This is a genomic window from Methylocaldum sp. GT1TLB, from assembly GCF_051027445.1.
GTDB lineage: Bacteria > Pseudomonadota > Gammaproteobacteria > Methylococcales > Methylococcaceae > Methylocaldum.
This window is the reverse complement of the sequence record NZ_CP194898.1, coordinates 4167968-4189718: the sequence shown is the minus strand read 5'-3', so window position 1 is coordinate 4189718 and position 21751 is coordinate 4167968. Positions and strand designations below refer to the sequence as shown.

Below are 21751 nucleotides of genomic sequence, written 5' to 3'. Positions count from 1 at the left end.
CGAATGGTCAGCCGCCTTGAAGTGCTGTGGCAGCAGGGATGCTCGTTGATTCTTTGGGTTTCGGACTTTTTGCTTTGTCTCTTTCTCTCCTGTCCGCACGGCGCTGTTCGTACGCTTCACGCACGGACACACCGTGCTTTTTTTTGCGCTATTCATCGGAGGATCTATGCACGGTTTTCTTAAAGCTCTGGAAATACAACGTTGGGACGATCACCGTTACTATCATCACAGCCGGATAAACCAGTCGCTGCATTTCGTCAGCGCGCTGAGTTTCGTATTGGCTTACGCCTTGGTGTTCACCGATCCGGTCGCCGCGGCGCTGATCGGGTGGCTGTTCGCAATGCTCACCCGTCAAACCGGTCACTTCTTCTTCGAGCCGAAAGGATATGACGTCGTCAATCAGGCGACCCACGAGTACAAGGAACAGGTGAAGGTCGGCTATAACCTAAGGCGGAAGGTGGTCCTCATGGCTATCTGGGCACTCTCTCCGATCGCTCTTTACCTGGATCCAACGCTGTTCGGGCTTTTCGACTCCAACTCCACCGACAGTAGCTTCATGCACCACCTGGGCTTGTTATGGCTCGCGATCGGAATCGGCGGCCTGCTGTTCCGAACCGTGCAACTGTTCTTCCTGAGAGACGTCCAAACCGGGCTGGTTTGGTTGGCCAAAATCCTTACCGATCCGTTTCACGACATCAAGCTGTACTACAAATCCCCTATTTGCCTGCTCCGAGGACAGCTCATCGATCCCATGACATCTGAAAAAGAGGAATCGGAACAGCACGCTTGAGCTCCGCCAGGGTTCCAAATTCATTTTATGAAGGCCGCGACGGAAAGCGGCCAGCCCTTTCAAACCGATACAATCAACAAACTCTGAGCATACGTATCCGGACTCGTTCAGCATTTGTCACCCACAGATGCGTGTAGAACCAGCGAGGAAACGGAAGCTCGCGCTTAATCCTAGCCTTCTCGGTTTTGACGGTACTCGGAACCTACTAACCGGAAACGCTTGGCAAGCATCTCGCGAAGCACCTGTCGTCTTATGGCCTTGTTGGACAATCCCCCCTCGTACCACCACCATCCGTCCTGCCTCATCTTCTCGGCCGCGGTCACGAAGCGCTCCGCCACGGTTTTGAAATCGGATTCGGTGTAATTGAGGCTGAAGATGAGCCGGCCGGTTCCTACCCAGCTCAGGGTCAGATCCTGCGCACGCAGGTAATATTGAAACATCCAGTTGTAGCGGGAGGGCCGGGTATAGAAAACAGTCCAGATGGACGCCAGATTGGCCACCCGTACCGGCAGGTCCTGGTCGCGAAGCCTTTGATTCAACTGCTCGGCCCTGGCATTCCACACGGAATCCAGGTCCAGATAGAGATTCCGGATCTCGGGTTTGTCGAGACAATTCAGGAATTCATTCATCGCCGCCATCACGTAAGGATGGGAATTGAATGTGCCCCTGGCAAAGCAGATATCGGTAGGTCGGTCGTCGCGAAAGCGCTTCATCAAGTCCTTGCGGCCGCATACGACGCCGACGGGCAGGCCGCCGCCCAAAGTCTTGCCGTAGGTGACCATGTCGGCCTGAACGCCGAAATATTCCTGAGCGCCGCCCGGCGCCAGGCGGAAGCCGGTAAACACCTCGTCGAAGATCAGGACGATGCCCCTTTCACTGCACACCGTGCGTAGCCGCTTCAACCAGTCCGTGTAAGCCGCCCGATCGAAACCGGCGGATCGGCTGCTGTCGATCAGGGTTCCATCGCCCGGAGCGCTCGCATTCGGATGCAGCGCCTGCAAAGGATTCACCAGTACGCAGGCGATGTCCCGGCGCTTGCGAAGCACGCGCAGCGTATCGTCGTCCATGTCTTTCAGCGTGTAGGTTTCGTGCGCCGGCACCGGGTTGCCGACCCCGGGCTGCACGTCGCCCCACCAGCCGTGATAGGCACCGCAGAAGCGCACCACATAAGCTCGCCCGGTGTGGTACCGCGCCAGCCGCACCGCCTGCATCACCGCTTCGGTGCCGGACATGTGGAACGACACTTCGTCGAGTCCCGAGATGAGTTTCAGCCGCTCCACGTTGCTGACGATCACCGGATGATAAAGGCCCAGTACAGGTCCCAGCTCGTGAACGCGCTCGCCGGCCCGTTGCAGGCACTCCTTGTAAAAGTCGTAACCGAACACGTTGACGCCGTAAGACCCCGCGAGATCGTAGGAGACGTTGCCGTCCGGGTCGGTGAGGGTGACTCCCGAAGACGATTGAACGAAAGCGCCGGTTTTGAGGTATTCGCGGACCAAGCGCCTGAACTGGAAGGGTACGCGATAGGCGGAGGTGAACTGCAAATCCGAGATGCCGTCCGCCGCCGACTCGTTGAGCTCGAGCGTACGCGGAGACCGCTTGCGCAAGAACTCCGCAAGCCGCATGAATCCGGCGCGCCGTTGTGCGGCGATTTCTTCCGGAGCGCCATCGCAGCGAAAAAAATGTTCCTCGTCGTATTCGTAGAACGGCACCAGTTTGGCGATGCGGCGGGATAGATTGGAATGCCCCGCCAGGGAGGGGTGCTTGGCCCTCGACAGATCCAGTCTCAGTTTCAATTTCGGCAGCGCCGCCGCAGCGACAGCCGCGCCCAGCCAGTAAAGGGCTACGCTTGTATCCATTTCATTCCTCGGCGATGGGACATTACGGCAAGGGCTCGCCAAACCGGTAGGACGCGAAGAGCAACTTCATGTCCACCGGTGGCATGAGAAATCCGAGTTTCATATCGGCCAGAATGATGATCCCCAAAGGTGCCGAGGTTTCTTCGTGAAGGACTCCTCGGGCGTCAACGTGCTCCAAACTGTAACAATCGAATGTTTCAGATTTGTTGCATGGCAACCCCAGATCGCATTCGTCCGTTCTGGAACAAGATCTCGGTGTCAGCTTTGGAGAGCGGGACTCGGCATGCCGCATCCGAACGCGCTTGTGTTTCGGAAACTGTCACATGATCTTCAAACGGTCGTCACAAAACACCGCTACCGTTTCTCCGACACGGGTCCATCAACGGACTCAAGGGCGCGGATGTCGGTGTCAACGAAACATCGTCCGGCGCCGCTCTACGGCCGACCGCCTTGTGGTTTTTTAAGCTGCGGCCTGACACGGTTGACGGCAAGGGGCGCATTCAGGAAAAGCCTTGCGATCGGCGACGCCCGATAGACTTTTACATACTCGGCAACGATTGTTTTTTCAAAACCCGAAATGACTGCGGAAACAAGCAAATCACGCTCAGAACCGACCGGACTGCTCTTTTATCGAAACATCGTCGCTTTGAATGCCGAAAGGCATCAGTCGTTAAGAATCGGCGCCGCCAACGACCATCGTTTCGCGGCAAAGAGCCATTGGGTTCCGCTCCTCGCGGCGGAATTCGCCGAAGCCTGCAAGGACTACCCGATCGGTTTCGCCAAGGCGGGCAATGACGGTTGGGTTCCAGTGGCCGTGCTTGGATTCGAACGGGAGGAAAATCTTTTCATCGACGGACACGGACACTGGACGGCGGATTACGTGCCGGCCTTCGTTCGCCGATACCCTTTCATTCTGGCGGAAAGCGACGTTGATCCCGAACCGCAGCACGTGGTCTGCGTGGACGAAACCTGCGGGTGGTTGAGTGTTGAAGCGGAAGGGGAACCGCTATTCGTCGGCGGAAAGCCTTCTGCTTATCTGCGAGAAACCATGGATTTCCTCCAGGACTACCATCAACAGGCCAAGCGAACCGCGCGGTTCGGTCAAAAACTTGCCGACTGGAATCTGCTGATCGAGACGCAGGCGGCGGCCACCACGTCGGCCGGGCAGAGCTTCGGGCTGTCGGGCTTTTGGATCGTCGATGAAACGGCATTGAATCGGTTGACGATCGAGAAACTGCACGAGCTTCACACGGCGGGCGAACTCGGCTGGGTTTTCCTGCATCTGGCCTCGCTGACCAATTTCCGCAAACTGCTGGTGCGGAAGAATACTGCGGCTGCGTGACTCTCCGCGCATCTAACCCACGCTGCACCGGAAACATGAACGAAACCTTGTTTTCAGCCGTTACTAATTCCAAATCGCTTTCAATCAGGAATCAATTTTTGTAAGAGTGGGTTAGGCGGCGAGGCCGTAACCCACTGAGCGACCTCGGACCTGTCCTGAGCCAAGTCGAAGGGTCGGTGGGTTACGCTTCGCTAACCCACCCTACGATTCATGTTCATTCGAATGCCGAATGCAATAAGAATCCGGCATGACTATGTGTCGCGGCGGGGCATGCCCGCCCCGCCGCTGAACGCACGGATCCTACGAACCGATGATGCCGCCATCGTCCTTGGTGATGACCAGGACGGAGGAACGCGGACGGCTCAGGCCCGGAGTGTTAGGCAAGGGCTGGCCGGCGCTGTTGACGGTGAACTGGCTTTGCGGCCAGTTGCTGTACTGCGTCGGGTTAGACGCGGGCGAATCTTCGCCGGGATGCTGGACGCCGACGAATAGGGTCTTGCCGTCGGGCGTGCTGGTGACGCCGGTGACTTCGCACTTGTGGGGTCCGGTCAGGAAACGGCGCACTTCCTTGGTGTTGGGGTCCGCGCAGGCCATGATGTTGGCACCGATGTTGACCCAATCGCCGCTCGCATCGCCGGCCTGGTCGGTCTGTATCCACAGCCGTCCGAACTGGTCGAACCACAGGCCGTCCGGCGCTCCGAAATCGGCGGAGCCCGCCGGTGCGTCGACAATGTCGCCCTCATAGTACGGACCGGTGCCGGCGGCGCCGTTCACCAGATTGCCGGACTGATAATTCGCCCCCAGAGTCTTGGCGGTGATCGAATCGCCGCAGAGCATGAAGATGTCCCACTCGAAGCCGGTCGCGGTGACGACATTGCCGTCCTCGCGCCAGCGGATGATGTGACCGTAGTCGTTGTCCGGGCGCGGGTTGGCCATATCCACCGGCGGACGTGCGCTGGCGGCCGTCGTCGTGCCGTCGGCCTTGTTGGACGAGGTCGCCGGCGTACTGCCGCCACCGCCGCGGCGGTTGTTGTTGGTCAAGGTGCAATAGATTTCCAGCGGACGCTGGTCGTTGTAGACCGAGTAACCTTTGAACGAAAACTCGGGATCGTAATAAGTGCGCAGCGCGGTCCATTCCGGGCGGTCCATCATGGTGGCGCCGACCGCATCGGCGGCCTGACGGGTCTTGATCAGGATCAGGGCCTGCACTTCCGCGTCGTCCGCGCCGGCAAACTGCGGCAACTCGCGCAGCTTGTAGTATCCGCCCGCGCCATTGGGAATCACGGACGTCGTATCCGGCTCCAGCGCGATCCATTCGCCGCGATAGGTTTCCGCTCCGGCGCCAGGCATGTCGGTGAACCTGGCGACGTAGAGCGTGCCTTTGTCCAGCAGGTTGCGATTGTCGGCGCGTTTGTGGCGATTGAACCGTTTGGCGGCAACGAATTTGTAGATGTATTCGTTGCGTTCGTCGTCGCCCATGTAAAAGGCGACCCGGCTGTTGCCATCCACGGCTACCTGAGCGCTCTCGTGCTTGAATCGGCCCATGGCGGTGCGCTTGACCGGCTTGCTCTCGGGATCGAAAGGATCGATTTCCACCACCCAGCCGAACAAATAGGGCTCCAGCGGGTTGGTGGCTGCATTGAACCGCGGGTCGGCTTCATGCCAGCGATAGCCGAAACCCCCGGCCACGATGCCGTAACGGGCTTGATCGTTGAGAATTGCTGCGCGTTTCGGATCGGCCGCATCGACGCTTTCGCCGCTGTTCCACCCGAAGTAGCCGTTCCAGTTTTCTTCGCAGGTCAAATAGGTGCCCCAGGGGGTGTAACCGTTCGCGCAGTTGTTGAGCGTTCCGTGGCAATGGTAGCCGTCGTTGATGCCGACCTCGACCGAGCCCGCCGGCTGGATGTCGAACTTCTTCGACTGCATCAAGGCATGCCCGGCCGCCGGGCCGGATATTTTCATCCGGGTGTTGCCGGTGATGCGGCGGCCGAAGGGTGAGGTACCGATGACCTGCCATTTTCCGCGGTTCTTGCGCACTTCGACCACCGATATGCCATGGCCGGCCTGGGATTTGCGTACCTTCGCGATGGTGACGCCGGCGCCGCCGGCCAAACCTTCCGCGCCGTGCAGAATTTCTTCGTGAGTGTATTCGTGATTGACGCACAACAGGCCGCGCACCGGACTCCTTCCGTGACCGATGCCGTGCGAGGAAATTGGGAAGTAGTGCATGCCGTCGTTATGCATGCCGAACTGCTTTTCCTGAGCGGCGGCATCCTGGCTGGCGTCTTCGTCCCAAGCCGGCGCGCGCTTCATGATCGGATCTCCCCAGGACGCCAGTACTTCCACCGTATATCCTGCCGGGACCGTTACTTTATCGGCGACCGGCGCCAGGCTGGGCGGTACGCTCTCGAAACCGATCCCGGCGAAGCCGTTGCCGGCGGGCAGCGGCGCGGCTTCCACAGCGCCAATGATGCTCTTCATGTTGACGCCGCCGATGGCAGCCAGAACAGACGCGCTGATCGTCGTTTGCATGAAATGCCGACGCCCCAAGTCGGTACGCTCGATCACGTCGCGAATGGATTCGTTGCCCGACGGATTCATGGTCACGTCGTTTTTCGGATGTCGCTCACCTTTCATCGAATACTCCAGAGTTCTTGTTGGAATTGGTCACCACGCAGGAATAAGCCGCGGATATTCCGATGCGGTTGCCGGCACATTCACTGCGGGTCGGGCGTAACTTAGCCGACCATCATGACCGGCTAATGAATGTTTGATGACATGTGGATGTCGGACGCGGGATTTCCGAGGTGCGGTCAGGGGGAAGGCCGAGCGAGTGACAGGATCGGCGATCGTTATGTTGGAATATGCACATGATCGTTCGGCCAAGGCGTCGTAGATCGGGAATCCCGTCGCGGCCCAGCGTCGGCAAAGGATTGCCGACCTACGACACCTTGAGTCGCAAAATGGCAAACTTCTGAGGAATCGCCGTGGAGCATTCGTAGGTCGGCAATCCTTTGCCGACGCACCCGTTGGCCCAACTGCACCGTCGGGAAGGGCGGCTTCGGCGCTCCTGGAAGGATCGGTTCGGTGCTCCCGAACCGATCGTTTGCGATTGGAGACACCGTTTGCGATTGGGAGGGATTCCCGACCTACGCGCGAGTGCCCGTACAGTAGATATGAAAATGCTCTAGCCGATATCCTGAGTAACCGGCGTTTCCGCGTCTTGCGAGGATTTCGCGGTGGAAAAGTACGCGAGGACCACGCCGACCTCGAATAACAGCCAAATCGGCACGGCCATGAGAGTTTGCGAGATGACGTCGGGCGGCGTCAGAACAGCGCCGACGACGAACGCCGCCACGATGGCGTACGGGCGTTTTTCTTTCAGGTCGCGGTAATCGACTGCACCGCTCTTGACCAGGAGCAAGGTCAATATCGGAACCTCGAACACGGCGCCGAAGGCCAGCAAGAGAGACAGCACGAAATCCAGATAATGGGAAATATCGGTCATGACGGCGACTCCCTGCGGGGCGGCAGCGGCCATGAAGCCGAATATCACCGGAAAGACCGCGAAATAGGCGAATGCGATACCGACGTAGAACAAGATCGTACTGGCCAGCAAGAGCGGGATGAACACGCGTCTTTCATGACGATAAAGGCCGGGCGCGACGAAGGCCCAGGCTTGGTAGAGGATGAACGGCACGGCGAGGAACACCGCCACCGCCAAGGTCAGCTTGAAAGGCGTCAGAAACGGCGAGGCCACCTCGATGGCGATCATCTGCGAGCCCGCCGGCAAATGCCGCATCAGCGGTTCGGCCAGACAGGAATAGATGGGGTTGGAAAAATAAACCAATCCAAGAAAAAGCAGCAGCACGGCGAGGACGGATCTGAGCAATCGATTCCTCAGCTCGACCAGATGGCTCATCCAGCCCATTTCGCCAAGACTCTCGGACTCGATGTCAGGCTTCCGGTTCCGCATTTCTACCACCGTTACCGATTGTGGAGGCGTCCGTTTCCGGCTCGGAGCCCGTCCGCTTCGCGCGGGATGACGGCGTCTCTTCCAAGAGAGAGATACGCCTGCCGGCTTTCACCTTCAATGACTGCCTGATCTCTTCGAGTTCCAGTTCGCGATCGATATCCGCCTTGACCGACCCTATGGCGGACTTTGCCTTCCGAACCCACAGTGCCGTCTTGCGGGCCACGCGTGGCAACCGCTCGGGCCCCAGGACCAGCAGGCTGACAGCGCCCACGAGCACCATTTCCCAAAAGCCGATCTCGAACATAACGACGGGCAGTAGAAGAGAGATTAGGCCTTCGGGCTTGCGACGTCGGACGGCGAAGTCCCGAATTCCGCATCACGTTCGCCAACGGGAGACTTGTCGTCCTCGGCTTCGTTCATGGATTTTCTGAAACTCCGAATCGCCCCGCCGAGATCGCCGCCTATGGTCCGCAGCTTCTTGGTGCCGAAAATCAGAAGGACGATCATAAAAACCAGCAACAATTCCCAAACGCCTATGCCCATGTGTACCTCAAAAAAATTATTAATCAGGCCCGTAAATACCCTCCTGGTATTTCGGGCCGCCGCTCAGGGCGGTACACGCCCGGCCTGGGCTCACGCGGCTTGTCGCCGCGCCGGGGCATCCCTGCCCCGGATTAACCCGGCCTATATTTATAGGCCGGGTTAATAAATCTCGAACGAAGTCCGCGCACGCTAGCAGGCGCGCGTTACGAGAGAATGACCAAACGCCGTTCAGGGTTGTGCCGCCCGTGTCAGAAGCACATTGACGTGATCGGTCCCTGTCGTCCCCAAGACGTTCTTCGCGAACGCCCGGGGAAATGACGTAGCTCCAACCGTTGGAGCCGGCGTATCCCTCGCCGTCTTCCCTGCTTGACATCGCCCTGTGAGGGCAATCCACAAATCGTCGCCGCGCTGTTTTACAGCGCGCCGTTGCTCCACGGCCCGGTGATGGCAAAGGTAATGCCCGGATTGGCCTGGATATTGACAAACAGCCACTCGTCCTGGAAGGTCGCGCCCGCGAACTCCGCACCGCGCTGGTTTCTGTCGTAGGTGACACCGTTACGCGAAATCGGGCCCATGCCCTCGGCTCTGAAATCCATGTTGTTTTCGCAGAACGGGAAGATCTTTCCGTCGATGGTCAGGCCGTGCATGCGCGAGACGGCGTTGCTGCCGTCTTCGCAGAGGATTAGGCTGCCGCGCGGACTCCAGGCAATGTTGTCCGGGTTGTCCAACACGTTGCGATCGGCCGATTCGTAAACCAGGCTGAAGGTTTCGTTGACCGGGTCGTAGGCGAAGATCTGGCCGCGGCCCGCGACACCGCCGCTGGTCGAGCAGACGTAGATGATGCCGTTGCCGTACCACACGCCTTCGCCGCGGCGCAGGCTCGCGGCGCCCTGCATGATGCCCTGGGAAACCACGCCGCCGTACGTGGTGCCGGTGATGAAGGGCTTGTTCGGCTCCTCGATATCCACCCACTCGACATCCCATGTTGCACCCTCGGGCTGGGCGACGCCGGTGTCATAGTAGGGGTAAGAAACGCCATTGATGGTGCGGGTGGCATTGGGAGCAACAACGAGTTTCATCATCTGCAGCTTGCCACCCATGGCCGGCTTGCCCGGCACGTTGGGAATGAAGCGGTAGAAACCGGACGGCGTGCTGTCCTCGGTCTCGTAGATGATGCCGGTGGCCGGATCGACCGCAACGGCTTCGTGGCTGAAGCAGCCCATGTCGACCAGCGCGATGGGTTTGGCTTCGCCCACGGCGGGAACGTCGAAGCAGTAACCGTGCTGCTTGGTGTAGGCGGGGTTGGTGTGCAAGCCGTTGGTGGTTTCCTCGCAGCTGATCCACGAATTCCAGGGCGTGGGGCCGCCGGCGCAGTTGCGGATGGTGCCGGAAATCGAGGCCCGGCTCGATGCCCATTTATTGCCGCGCGAATTCGGGGCGAAGATGAGATTGGTCGTGCCGCCGTCGCAAGCCGGATCGTAAGTCAGTTCGGGAGCCGCGAAGGAACCGGTCACGCCGCCTTTCTCGTGGTTGCGCACCAGCACGTAGCGGCCGTGATTGGCGGCAACCACGGCCATGCCGTCGTGATTGCTCGGGGTGGGAATGCCGTCGTCCATGATGTCGCCGGTCCAGCCGTACGACCAGTACCTGAAGCCTTCCGGCAGATTCAGCAGCGGCAAGCCGGTAGCTTCGTCAAATACCGGCGAGAGCGGGCCGTAATCGGGACTGAAGGGAATGTTTTCGGCGCGGGCCTGCCCCGAACCGAGAATGCTGTAAGGCATGGCGACAGCGGCTGCAGCGGCGATACCGCTCTTGATGAAACCGCGGCGGCTGAGCGTCCAGTTGGGGTCGAGTTCTTTCCTGGCATCGGCGGCCGCGAGGTCGCGGATCAAGTCGATATGGTCGTCACGAGTTGTCATGTGATCTCCGTTATTTTGCGTTGCCATTAGTCGAGAAGCGTGTTCCAAGCGTTCTCCCGCCACGACCGTCCATCCCCATCGGAATCGATGGTGCGGATTTCGTTGCGGGGCATCCGTGTGGCTAATTCTCGAATTCAAAAATGACGGGTGTGAGTAGATCTGGTTACAGTTTGGCGACCCCGACGACTGTAGGGGAACTCGCGAGTAGGTCGGGAATCCTTCCCAATCGCAAACGGCCGTCCTGGGAGCGCCAGGACGCCCCTTCCAATCGCAAACGGTCGCTTTAGTCGCGACCCTTCCAATCGCAAACGCCGAAGTCGCCCTTCCCGACGGCACAGTTGGGCCAACGGGTGCGTCGGCAAAGGATTGCCGACCTACGAATGCTGGAAAGAGTTGAGCTCTTGGGATACTGCCGGAATGTCTGCAATTTCGCCCGTGCAAGCGAGCAAAAGAAAGGACCGCGAAAGCGGTCCTTTCACCGGCTAAAACGTACCCCGGAACTTCTCGCAGGGTGTTTCGTCGGCCGATTAGAACGTTTTTCATCCCGGTGTACGGCTTCGTGTCGGGCGGGAAGAACGTAGGTCGGCAATCCTTTGCCGACTTATCGGTTCGGCAAGGGATTGCCGACCTACATATCGGGCTCTCTGGCACCGAATCGGAAAATGCTCTAGGGCAACGGATGCTGTTCCAGGTTCTTTTCGACGATTTCCTGATGAACCGAGAAGACGTCCGCCGAATTCGGATCGACGACGACCCGCAGCCAGTGCACGTCGTCGGCACCGAAGGTTTCCACGCGCGTCGCGTTCTCGATGCGCCGCTTGCTGTTACTGCCCATCATGGGCTTGTCCACACGGTAATAATGCGAGTCGCCGTGAGCGAAAACGACCGGCTTCTCGAACTTGATCGCTTCCGCTTCCATGTCGGCGAGAATTTCCTCGAAACCGCGCCGCCCCGCGCTGCCCTTGGCCAGCTCGAAACCGGGATTGGCTTGAAACAGAAGCAGCACGCCGCGTGCGTCTTCCGCCTCGGCTTTCGCGAAGGTCTCGCTGATCCAGGCGCGGGCCGCCTCGATGCGGCGAGCGACTTCCTCGTCGTCGGCCGGGGTGCGGGCGGCGAACGGCGCCAGGCCGTTATTGCTGCCGACGATGTGCACTGTCGCGAACATGACGTGCTGTTCCATCCAGCGCGTGTTCTCGACGAATTCCGGATAGCTCGGATCGGCGGCCTGGGTTTCCACCGTCATGGTTTTCTCGCCCAGCGTCTGACCGGGCACCGGATAGAACATTTCTCGCAGCTTGGCCAGCCGTTCCAAAGGCTGATAGGAGCCATTGTTGGCGCGATGGCAATCCGTCCATTCATTGTCACCGGGGGTCAAAACGAAGGGAATCTCGAAACGCCGGAAGCGTTGCAGCCGATCCTCGAACACTTCGTCCGAGCACAGGGTGGAACCGTTCTTGATGTCGCCGGCATGCAGAACCCATTTCAATTTATGGTTCGCATTGATTTCCGCGATCACGTTATCGAGCTTCCAAAAATCGGCCGGGGCATACGGCACGTCGCCGATCAGGGCGAACTCGAACTTGCCGTAACCGTGGGCGTTATTGTGCTCCGGTGCGGCACTGGCGGTTTGGCCGAGTGCGACGGCGCAAGCGGCGGCGAAAAGCAGGGATTTGACTGGTGTCATGTTCACAATGAGCTCCGGGTTGGAAAGAAAATAAAAGGGCCGCAAGCGGCCCCTTTCCAATCGGCGAACTCGACGGTTACCAGGTGGTCGAGGCCCGACATTTGTTCAGAAGCGCGGCCATTTAATCGGCGGCGCATTACAGGTCTATTAGGATTTCGTAACGATTCGGTGACGGACTGGCTATCGTCGGTGCTCCCTTTTCACATCCATGCCTTGGTTGTGGGCGTTTCGGGTACGCCTCGTGGGATATCGGAGAAACATGTCCCGCGATCGGGTAACGAAACGTTTCATCGAGGAGCGGAATCCGACGCGTGGTACGCAAGGTTCCGGATGAGATCCAGAAAGAACCGCGGACCTTGATATTCCGGATCGCTGTCAATGAGGGATTGATTTTGTAGGTGAGTTAGGCCGCGAAGCCCTAACCCACCCTGGCGGCGCCAACGGCGGGAACAAACGCGGCTTTAGTATTCGCAGTCAAATTGCCTAATCCAGCTGTCTAAAGGACTAACGATGTCACGTCAAAGGAGCATGAATCATGAGCAATCAAGAACCGCGCACGCCCCCTAAGACCACGGACTTCGGCATTTTTTATCCTGTCGGCTACCTGGTCGTCGCGTTCCCGAAACAGGAGGACGCACAGCGGGTACAGCAAGATCTCCTAACCGGCGGTTATGAGCAGGCGGATTGCCAGCTTTATACGTGCGAAGAAGTGGCTGCCGCCGCGCAGCGTAATCTTGCGGAAAACACGGGCTTTCTCGCGCGATTGGGCTGGAGCGACGATGCGGTGCAAGCCCATCTGGATGCGGCCAGGCAAGGCTCCGCATTTTTGCTGATCTATGCACCCGGCGACACCGACGCGGCACGCGCGATGAACGTCGTTCGCCGCGTACCGTTCGATTTCGCGCACCGTTACCACCGGCTGGCGATCGAAGAACTGAAGTAATCGCCCGATCCTGACATGCCTGCCGAGAAAGCGAACGAAGCGCCCGACGCTGCGGTCAAACCCTGTCTGCATCTGACAAGGAGGACTTCGTCATGTCATATATGGAACGATTGACCGGCGCGGGCGGCCCGGACGTTTTCTTCGGCGAACTCAGACAGAATTGGGGTTGGCTCCTGGCCCTGGGAATCGTATTGATCATTCTCGGTACGATCGGGCTGGGCATGACGTTTTTCTTGACCGTGGCCAGCATGGTTTATTTCGGAGTCCTGTTGCTCATTGGCGGAAGCTTCCAGATATTTCATGCCGTCAAGGCCACGGGATGGAAAAGCATCATTCTGTCCGTACTCATCGGCATCCTCTATTTGCTTGCGGGTATAACCATCATTAACAACCCTGTGGCCGCATCAACCCTTCTTACCTTGGTCCTTGGCGGAGCGCTGATCGGCATCGGTATCGCGCGGATGGTTATGGCCCTTCAACTCCGCGGGCTCAAAAGCTGGGTTTGGCCGCTTGCAAGCGCCATCCTCGAAATACTGCTGGGCGTCATGATCGTGGCGAAATGGCCGGTTTCGGGACTTTGGGTCATCGGTCTTTTCGTCGCGATCGAACTGATCATGAACGGTTGGAGCTGTATCGCGATCGCACTGACCGCAAAGGAATCCGAAGCCTGGGAAGGATCGCCGAATAAGGCCTAGTCCTGCCACGAGTAAACGGCACGAAAACGCCATTTGGGTCGTGGGACGGGGCATGGGAGCGAGAGTCATCTTCGGATGGGTCAAAAAGATACCGGACCGCGTTTGTTTTCGTTTTCCCCCAAGCCTTTCCCTCGGCCCGTCCAACAAGAGGGATACGAAAGACCGAATAAGCGGAGTCCGGTTTACGCGGCTCGATAATCCTCCGGAATGCCCCGTCTGTTTTTTGTGGCCCCCTTCTGGGGACCGGTCGCCCGGCCTTCGCCTGCGAGCGGCGCACTTCTTATTGTCTCGCTGGTCTCAAGAATGGAATCATCCGCCAAGGAGGGCCGCACCATGCAGACTTGCCGCGTAGCCTTTATCTCAATATTCGTCCTGATGGGCTATGTGGGAAGCGCCGGGGCGCAGACGTCCGGCGGGAGGGGCTCCTGTCCGCCGTTCGAAGCGCGCGCCGGACCAGCGCCCGGCGTTTCCCGGTCAGGCCCGCACGTGCGCCGTCCAATCCAATGTCGCCTTCGACGTCGTCGTGCTCGCAACGGGGCTCGAGCAGCCGCGGATTGTACGTCGTCACCGACGAGACCGACGGTGAGCTTTGGAAAATCGTACCGGGACGATAGGCGCGAGAGGCGCTTCGAAGCCGGCGGACTGACCGCTCATTGAATTTTCGTCTTGCCGCAATCGTTTTTGGAGGTGACTTATGATCGGATACACAACGGACATCGAACGCGATACGCTGGCAAACCAGGACTACCGCCGCGTGCTCTATACCGGCCGGAACACCCAGCTGGTGCTGATGACGCTCCAGCCGCGCGAGGAAATCGGAGTCGAAACCCATGAGGAGCACGATCAGTTCATCCGCATCGAAGCCGGAACCGGCGTGGCCGTGCTAAACGGCGAAGAGCACCCGTTGAGCGATGGCGTGGCGGTGGTGATTCCGGCGGGCGTCGAACACAACGTGATCAACACCTCATCGGACCAGCCGCTCAGGCTGTACACGCTCTACAGCCCGCCCGAGCATCCCGACGGCACCGTGCACCGAACGAAGGCCGACGAGCCCGCAGAACACTGAGATCGGCATTCGAGTGCCGAGATGAGCACTGCCGGCCCCATCGTCACTCTTTTGCCGCGCGATTACGATGCCGTCTTGCTCGACCTCGACGGCGGATATTTTGCGCGATATTCGGAGCAGCATGGGGCCATCGAAGTCGATCAAGCCGCGATCGATCTGGTGCGGTCGCTCCGGGCGCAGGCGATTCGAACGGCCGTGGTAGCTACCGGCAACGACTTTGCAGCGGTGCAGGAGGCCGCCGGTATCGCGCCGCTGTTCGATATTTATGTGGACGGGTCGGAGATCATCCGTCCGGAGCTCGAGGGCAAGCCGCCGCTCGATGCGCTTCTGGAGGCGGCGCGGCGGCTCGGAGTGGAACCGCTGCGAACGGTCGTCGTGGCGGATACGGTCGGCGAGGTCGAGGCGGGACACATGGGCCGGTTCGGCCTGGTTATCGGCATCGACCGCAGCGGTCGGTCGCAGGCCTTGCGGGAGGCCGGCGCCGATGCCGTCGTGACCGGCTTGGCGAACATCCGCGTGTCGCTCGAACCGCCCTCTGCCTGGGTGTTGGCGTACGAGGACTTCGACCCGGCACGCGAGGGCATCCGGGAATCCTTGTGCGCCCTCGGAAACGGCTATTTCGAGACGCGCGGAGCAGCGCCCTGGGCGCGGGCGGACGATATCCGTTATCCCGGCACCTACCTGGCAGGCGGCTACAACCGGCTGCGGACCGATATCGCCGGACGGGTGGTCGAAAACGAGGACCTCGTCAACTTCCCCAATTGGCTCGCGCTCGAGTTTCGCATCGCCGACGAGGATTGGTTCGATGAGCGAAAGGTCAGAATCCTGTCACATCGTCAAGAACTGGACCTCCGCAGCGGCCTGCTGTCGAGGGCCATACGCTTCGAGGACGGCAAAGGGCGGCGGAGCACGCTTACGGAGCGGCGCCTGGTGTCGATGGTCGACATGCATCTGGGTGCGATCGAGCTCACCCTGACCGCCGAGAACTGGTCTGCACGCATCACGGTCCGCACGGCCATCGACGGGCGTGTTGTCAACGCGGGCGCGAAGCTTTATCGGAAATTCAACAATCAGCACCTGGAGCCGCTGACGGGTGAAATCGTCGGCGAGGACGGGGTGTGTCTCGAAGTGCGTACATCTCAGTCGAAGCTGCATGTCGCGCAGGCGGCGCGAACGCAGGCGTTCAAAGGCGGCAAGCTTGTCAAGACGCCGCGTCGAACGGTTCGCGAACCCGGGTATATCGGGCAGGCGTTCGGCATGCGGCTCAAGCCGGGGGAGACGCTGGTGCTGGAGAAACTCGCCATGCTCCATACCTCGCGCGATCGCGCCATCTCCCAGTGCGCCCTGGCGGCGCGCAAGGCGATGGCGCGAGCCGGACGCTTCGAGGCCGTGCTGTCGGACCACGTCCTGGCCTGGATGCACCTGTGGCGAAGGTTCGACATCCACATGGAACCCGCCGGACGCGATTTCGGGCTGAACGCGCCGATGATGCTTCGGCTGAACATGTTTCATCTGCTGCAGGCCGTGTCCCCCAACTCCATCGATCTCGATATCGGCGTGCCGGCACGCGGCTGGACCGGCGAAGCCTATCAGGGCCATATATTTTGGGACGAACTGTTCATCTTTCCGTTTCTCAATTTTCGAATCCCCGAGATCACCCGCTCGCTGCTCATGTACCGCTATCGGCGCCTAGACGAAGCGCGAGCTGCGGCGAAAAGCGCCGGATTCCGGGGCGCCATGTTCCCATGGCAAAGCGGAAGCGATGGGCAGGAGGAAACCCAGGAACTCAACCTGAATCCGCGCTCGCAGCGATGGGTGCCCGACAACTCTTATCTGCAGCGCCACGTCGGCAGCGGCATTGCCTACAACGTCTGGCAGTATTTTCAGGTTACCCGTGACATCGAGTTTCTGCAGTTCGCCGGTGCCGAGCTGATGCTCGAGATCGCCCGCTTCTGGGCTAGCATCGCGAGCTTCGGTGAAGAAAAGGGCCGCTACGAGATCCGCGGGGTGATGGGCCCGGACGAGTTCCACGAGGGCTATCCCGATGCGCCGACGCCCGGTCTCGACAACAACGCCTATACCAATATCATGGCCGTGTGGGTGCTGCGCCGGGCACTGGACGTGCTCAGGCTGCTCCCCGATCTCCGGCGGTTGGAGCTCATGCGCGAGCTTCCGTTGTCCGCGGAAGAAACCGCGCGTTGGGAGGACATCAGCCGGCGAATGTTCGTGCCGTTTCACGGGAACGGGGTCATCAGCCAGTTCGAGGGCTACGAAAAGCTCATCGAGCTGGATTGGGAGGACTACCGGAGGCGGTACGGCAACATCCAGCGCCTGGATCTCATTCTCGAAGCGGAGAACGACACGGCGAACCGCTATAAGCTGTCGAAGCAGGCCGACGTGCTGATGCTGTTCTATCTGTTTTCGGCCGAGGAGCTGAGCGATCTGTTCACGCATCTCGGCTATCCGTTCGAATATGAAACCATTCCGCGCAACGTCACGTATTACGACCGCCGTTCGTCGCACGGCTCCACATTGTCGCGGGTCGTGCACGCGTGGGTCTTGGCGCGATCGAACCGGCCGCGCGCGATGACCTACTTCGCGGAGGCGTTGCAGAGCGACTTGAGCGACATTCAGCAAGGCACCACGGCCGAAGGCGTGCACCTCGGCGCCATGGCGGGGACGGTCGATCTGATGCAGCGCGTAACGACCGGTGTCGAGGTTACGAGCGATGTCCTCAGGCTCAATCCGCAACTGCCTGCGGAATTGGAGCGCCTCGACATGCGCATCCGCTATCGCGGGCACACGCTCGATTTGCATCTCACCCGCGACACGCTTACCGTACACGGGCGCGAACCCGGAATTGCACCGATCCGCCTGGCATTCAAGGATGAAGTACACGACTTCCCCGGCGGCAGCACGCGGGTTTTCGATCTCGGCAAATAGGGGCCTATCCCGGCAGGCCGTTCGCCCTGAGCTCGTAGGATGTGGTGAACGAAGGGAACCGCATCATTCGCGGTGCGTCGGTGCGGTTCGTTCTTCACCGCACCCTACGAGCTTAGCTCAGGACAGGCCCGTCGAAGGGATTCTTGAGCCTACTGGGATAGGCTCTAAGACAGAAGAATGAGCACATCCTCGGAGGCACCATGAATTGGCCGACACCAAAGACGCCGCGCAACCGGGACTCGGCGCCCGACCCGCGCTTCCAGCCGGCCGAGCGCCGCCCGGAACAGCCGCAAGGCGCGCCGCGCAGAATTTGGCTGACGTTCCTGATCCTCCTCCTCATCAACTACCTGCTGATGCGGTCTCTCTTTCCGGAACCCGGCGAGTCGATCACCATCCCTTATACCGCCTTCAAGGAAGAGGTCGCGAGCGGCAACGTCGAGGCTATTTACAGCCAGGGGGCGAGCGTCGAGGGCCGGTTTGCGTCGCCCGTCACCTGGCCGCCGAAAGATAGAGAAGACGTGGCGCCCGACGAGCGGCGCCTGACCGAACCCGAGCCCAAAACGGCGGACACCTTCACCACCGAACTGCCCGCGTTCGTGGACCCCGGACTGGAGGCGTTCCTGATCGAGCACAAGGTCGAAATCAGCGCGGTGCCGATCCGGGAAGGCAGTCCCTGGATCACGCTTCTGTTCGGCTTCGGCCCCGCGATCCTCATCATTCTTTTCTATGTCTGGATTTACCGGCGAGCCGTGCAGCAGGGCGGCGGCATGGGCGGACTCATGAACATCGGCCGGAGCAAGGCCCGCCGCTACGACCAGGAGGCGAGCGCCAGGGTCACCTTCGACGATGTGGCCGGCATCGACGAGGCGGAGAACGAACTGGTCGAGATCGTGGATTTCCTGAAGTCCCCCGAAAAGTACACCCGCCTGGGCGGAACCGCGCCGAAAGGCGTGCTGCTGGTCGGCGCGCCGGGGACCGGAAAGACCTTGCTGGCGAAGGCGGTCGCCGGGGAGGCTGAGGTTCCGTTCTTCTCGATGAGCGCGGCCGAGTTCGTGGAGATGATCGTCGGCGTGGGGGCGGCGCGCGTGCGGGATCTGTTCAAGCAGGCGCGCGAGCACGCTCCGGCCATCATCTTCATCGACGAGATCGACGCGATAGGCCGCGCGCGCGGCCAGGTGGCGATCGGGGCCGCCAGCGAACACGAGCAGACGCTGCAGCAGATCCTCACCGAGATGGACGGTTTCACCGGCCGCGAAGGCGTGATCGTGCTGGCCGCGACCAACCAGCCCGACGTGCTCGACCGGGCGCTGCTCCGGCCCGGACGCTTCGACCGGCGCGTGGTGGTGAACCTCCCGGACAAGGTCGGCCGCGAAGCGATCCTCAAGGTTCACACCCGCGAGGTTCCGCTCGCGGACGACGTCCGCCTGGACGAGCTGGCCGCCACGACGCCCGGACTCTCGGGAGCGGACCTCAAAAACCTCGTCAACGAGGCGGCGCTGCTGGCGGCCCGGCGCGAAGAGAGCGCGGTCCGCCAGAAGGACTTTCTGGACGCGCTGGAGAAAATCGTGCTCGGCCCCGAGCGTCCGCTCCTCCTGACCCGCGAGGACCGGGAGCGCATCGCCTATCACGAGAGCGGACACGCCATCCTCGGCCTGGTGATGCCCGGCGCCGACCCGGTGCACCGGGTCACCATCGTGCCGCGCGGACAAGCGCTCGGGGTGACGTATCAGCGGCCCCAGACCGACCGCTACAACTATCCGGAAGCGTATCTCCGCGCCAAGATCGTCGGCATGCTGGGCGGCCGCGCGGCCGAGGAGATCGTGTACGGCACCCGGACCACCGGCGCCGAGAACGACATCGAGCAGGCCACCCAGCTCGCCCGCAACATGGTCACCCGCTGGGGCATGAGCGACAAGCTCGGGATGGTGCAGCTCGCGCCCCGCGAGAATCCCTACCTGAGCGGCGCCGGCGGCGGCTATGTCGGCGCCAAGCCCTTCGGCGAGGAGACCGCCCGCATCATCGACGCCGAGGTGCAAAGAATCATCAACGAGAGCCACGAACAGGCGAAGAGTCTCCTGAAGGCGCATCGCAAGGAGCTCGATGCCCTGGTCGACGCCTTGCTCGCGCGCGAGACGCTGGGCGAGGAGGAAATCCTCGAGGTCACCGGACTGCCGCCCGCGCCTCCGCTGGAGACCCGTCCCCTGGCGATGGCCGGGCGAGAAAAATGAGCGCCGCGCCGGTTCGGATACCTGAGACTGTGCCCTATCGCTTCTGCAGCAGGCGTTTTCGACCGTGGCCTTGAGCGCGGGCGACTGGCTGCGCTGCATCGCGGTGGCAAGCTCGGTGCTGTGGCTTCGCGAGTCGAGCAAGCTGGTTGCACGCGAGCAATCGAGCGGGCGATGCGGCATGGATAGCAACTGAGCAAGATTTGTGTGAGTAGGCGCATCGGTTTTTTCATTCTGGCGTTTGGCCTGGTCATAGGCCTTTTTGAGGGATGCAGCACTTTGCCGTCACTGGAAAACCGCAGCGTTTCGACCGCTCTGGTCGACACCGACACCACCCGGCTCGGGCGGGCGATCTCCTCGGCGGTCGCCGCGCATCCGGGACAATCCGGCCTCTATCCGCTGCCGGATTCGCGCGACGCGTTCGCCGCGCGGATGCTGCTCGCGCGGGCCGCGGAGCGCTCGCTCGACGTCCAGTACTACATCTGGCGCAAGGACCGGTCGGGCACCTTGCTGTTCGAGGCGCTGCACGCCGCGGCCGAGCGCGGCGTCCGCGTGCGCCTCTTGCTCGACGACAACAACACCGCCGGGCTCGATCCTACGCTCGCCGCGCTGGACGCTCATCCGAACATCGAAGTCCGGCTGTTCAACCCGTTCGTGATCCGGAAACCGCGCCTGATCGGGTATCTGACCGACTTCTCCCGGCTGAACCGGCGCATGCACAACAAGTCGTTCACGGCGGACAATCAAGCCACGATCATCGGCGGCCGCAATGTCGGGGACGAGTACTTCGACGCCGCCGAGGGTACGGTGTTCGTGGATCTCGATGTGATGGCGGTGGGGCCTATCGTCGAGGACGTGTCGAACGATTTCGACCGTTACTGGGCGAGCGGTTCGTCCTACCCCGTCGGCCTGTTGCTGCCGCCGGCCGACCCCGCGCGGCTGGAGCAGCTCGCATCTCAGGCGTCGTTGGTCGAGCGCGACCCCGCCGCGGCGGCTTACATGGCTGCGATACGCCAATTGCCGTTCGTGCGCGAACTGACGGAAGGCCGCCTGGCACTGGAGTGGGCTCCCGCCCGCATGGTCAGCGACGACCCCGCCAAGGCGCTCGGCCGGGCCGAGTCGGACGAGCTTTTGCCCCATCAGATGAACGAAATCATCGGCGAACCGGCCAGGGACGTCGAACTCGTATCGGCTTATTTCGTGCCCACCGCCGCGGGTGTCGAATCGTTCGCCGGCATGGCGGAACGCGGCGTGAACGTCACGATACTGACCAATTCGCTGGAAGCCACCGACGTGGCAGCGGTGCATGCCGGGTATGCGAAGCGGCGCAAACCGCTGCTCCAAGCGGGCATTACGCTCTATGAATTGCGGCGCTTGTCGCCGCGAACGAACCGACGCGCGGGACTGCCGGGCAGTTCCGGCAGTTCCGCGTCGAGCCTGCACGCGAAAACCTTCTCGGTGGACGGTTCTCGCGTTTTCATCGGCTCGTTCAATTTCGATCCGCGCTCGGCCAAGCTGAACACCGAAATGGGCTTCGTCATCGACAGTCCGGCCCTGGCGAGGAATATCTCCACGGCGTTCGACAGCCGCATTCCCGCCAACTCATACCAGGTGCGCCTGTCAAACAATGGGCAGTTGTACTGGACCGAGCACCGGTCCGGGGAGTGGGTGCGGCACGACGCGGAACCCGGCACGAGCTTCTGGCTGCGCGCCGGCATCCGGCTCCTGTCGGCCTTGCCCATCGAGTGGCTGTTGTGAGCCGCAGT

General features: G+C 61.0%; 15 protein-coding genes. 8 read left to right on the top strand and 7 right to left on the bottom strand.

The features are described 5' to 3' along the window. Positions 1-166: 166 nt before the first annotated feature. Positions 167-790: a hypothetical protein gene (locus tag ACR2R1_RS18540; RefSeq protein WP_077730054.1), complete on the top strand. Its 624-nt coding sequence runs from the start codon at positions 167-169 to the stop codon at positions 788-790. Between the two features lie 170 nt (positions 791-960). On the opposite strand, the gene ACR2R1_RS18535 is transcribed toward ACR2R1_RS18540, so the two are convergent. Further along, positions 961-2649, bottom strand: a complete 1689-nt coding sequence (locus tag ACR2R1_RS18535) for an aminotransferase class III-fold pyridoxal phosphate-dependent enzyme (RefSeq protein WP_156881674.1) — start codon at positions 2647-2649, stop codon at positions 961-963. Positions 2650-3226: 577 nt separating this feature from the next. On the opposite strand from ACR2R1_RS18535, the gene ACR2R1_RS18530 reads away from it, so the two are divergent. Next, on the top strand, positions 3227-3991 hold the full coding sequence (locus tag ACR2R1_RS18530) for a SapC family protein (protein WP_077730051.1): 765 nt from the start codon (positions 3227-3229) through the stop codon (positions 3989-3991). A 300-nt stretch (positions 3992-4291) separates the two neighbouring features. Here ACR2R1_RS18530 and ACR2R1_RS18525 read toward each other — a convergent pair whose 3' ends face one another. The 6 genes from ACR2R1_RS18525 to ACR2R1_RS18500 all read right to left on the bottom strand — a co-directional run bounded on the left by ACR2R1_RS18525 (position 4292) and on the right by ACR2R1_RS18500 (position 12113). After that, on the bottom strand, positions 4292-6628 hold the full coding sequence (locus tag ACR2R1_RS18525) for a PhoX family protein (RefSeq protein WP_347258226.1): 2337 nt from the start codon (positions 6626-6628) through the stop codon (positions 4292-4294). A 550-nt stretch (positions 6629-7178) separates the two neighbouring features. After that, positions 7179-7967: a twin-arginine translocase subunit TatC gene (tatC, locus tag ACR2R1_RS18520; protein WP_347258227.1), complete on the bottom strand. Its 789-nt coding sequence runs from the start codon at positions 7965-7967 to the stop codon at positions 7179-7181. Then, complete coding sequence (gene tatB, locus ACR2R1_RS18515; RefSeq protein WP_156881671.1) at positions 7948-8271, bottom strand: Sec-independent protein translocase protein TatB; 324 nt, start codon at positions 8269-8271, stop codon at positions 7948-7950. The genes tatC and tatB overlap by 20 nt, the downstream gene beginning before the upstream one ends. A 23-nt stretch (positions 8272-8294) precedes the next feature. Next, positions 8295-8510, bottom strand: a complete 216-nt coding sequence (gene tatA / locus ACR2R1_RS18510; protein WP_077730047.1) for a twin-arginine translocase TatA/TatE family subunit — start codon at positions 8508-8510, stop codon at positions 8295-8297. A 413-nt stretch (positions 8511-8923) separates the two neighbouring features. Next, on the bottom strand, positions 8924-10429 hold the full coding sequence (locus ACR2R1_RS18505; RefSeq protein WP_434111381.1) for an alkaline phosphatase PhoX: 1506 nt from the start codon (positions 10427-10429) through the stop codon (positions 8924-8926). A gap of 667 nt (positions 10430-11096) precedes the next feature. Continuing rightward, complete coding sequence (locus tag ACR2R1_RS18500) at positions 11097-12113, bottom strand: metallophosphoesterase (RefSeq protein WP_434114263.1); 1017 nt, start codon at positions 12111-12113, stop codon at positions 11097-11099. Between the two features lie 535 nt (positions 12114-12648). On the opposite strand from ACR2R1_RS18500, the gene ACR2R1_RS18495 reads away from it, so the two are divergent. The 6 genes from ACR2R1_RS18495 (at position 12649) to ACR2R1_RS18470 (ending at position 21743) form a co-directional block, all read left to right on the top strand. Next, on the top strand, positions 12649-13056 hold the full coding sequence (locus tag ACR2R1_RS18495) for a hypothetical protein (RefSeq protein ID WP_133718421.1): 408 nt from the start codon (positions 12649-12651) through the stop codon (positions 13054-13056). 92 nt (positions 13057-13148) lie between these two features. Continuing rightward, complete coding sequence (locus ACR2R1_RS18490; protein ID WP_434111379.1) at positions 13149-13751, top strand: HdeD family acid-resistance protein; 603 nt, start codon at positions 13149-13151, stop codon at positions 13749-13751. A gap of 694 nt (positions 13752-14445) precedes the next feature. Continuing rightward, positions 14446-14817 carry a cupin domain-containing protein gene (locus ACR2R1_RS18485; RefSeq protein WP_077730042.1) on the top strand — a complete coding sequence of 124 codons (372 nt, stop codon included), beginning with the start codon at positions 14446-14448 and terminating at the stop codon, positions 14815-14817. 21 nt (positions 14818-14838) lie between these two features. After that, positions 14839-17760: a glycosyl hydrolase family 65 protein gene (locus tag ACR2R1_RS18480; protein WP_434111377.1), complete on the top strand. Its 2922-nt coding sequence runs from the start codon at positions 14839-14841 to the stop codon at positions 17758-17760. Positions 17761-17960: 200 nt separating this feature from the next. After that, the gene (gene ftsH / locus ACR2R1_RS18475) at positions 17961-19988 is read left to right on the top strand and encodes an ATP-dependent zinc metalloprotease FtsH (protein WP_133718423.1); all 2028 of its coding nucleotides are present in this window, start codon (positions 17961-17963) and stop codon (positions 19986-19988) included. A 204-nt stretch (positions 19989-20192) separates the two neighbouring features. Beyond that, positions 20193-21743, top strand: coding sequence for a phospholipase D family protein (locus tag ACR2R1_RS18470; RefSeq protein WP_434111375.1), 1551 nt, complete (start codon positions 20193-20195; stop codon positions 21741-21743). Positions 21744-21751: the final 8 nt, after the last annotated feature.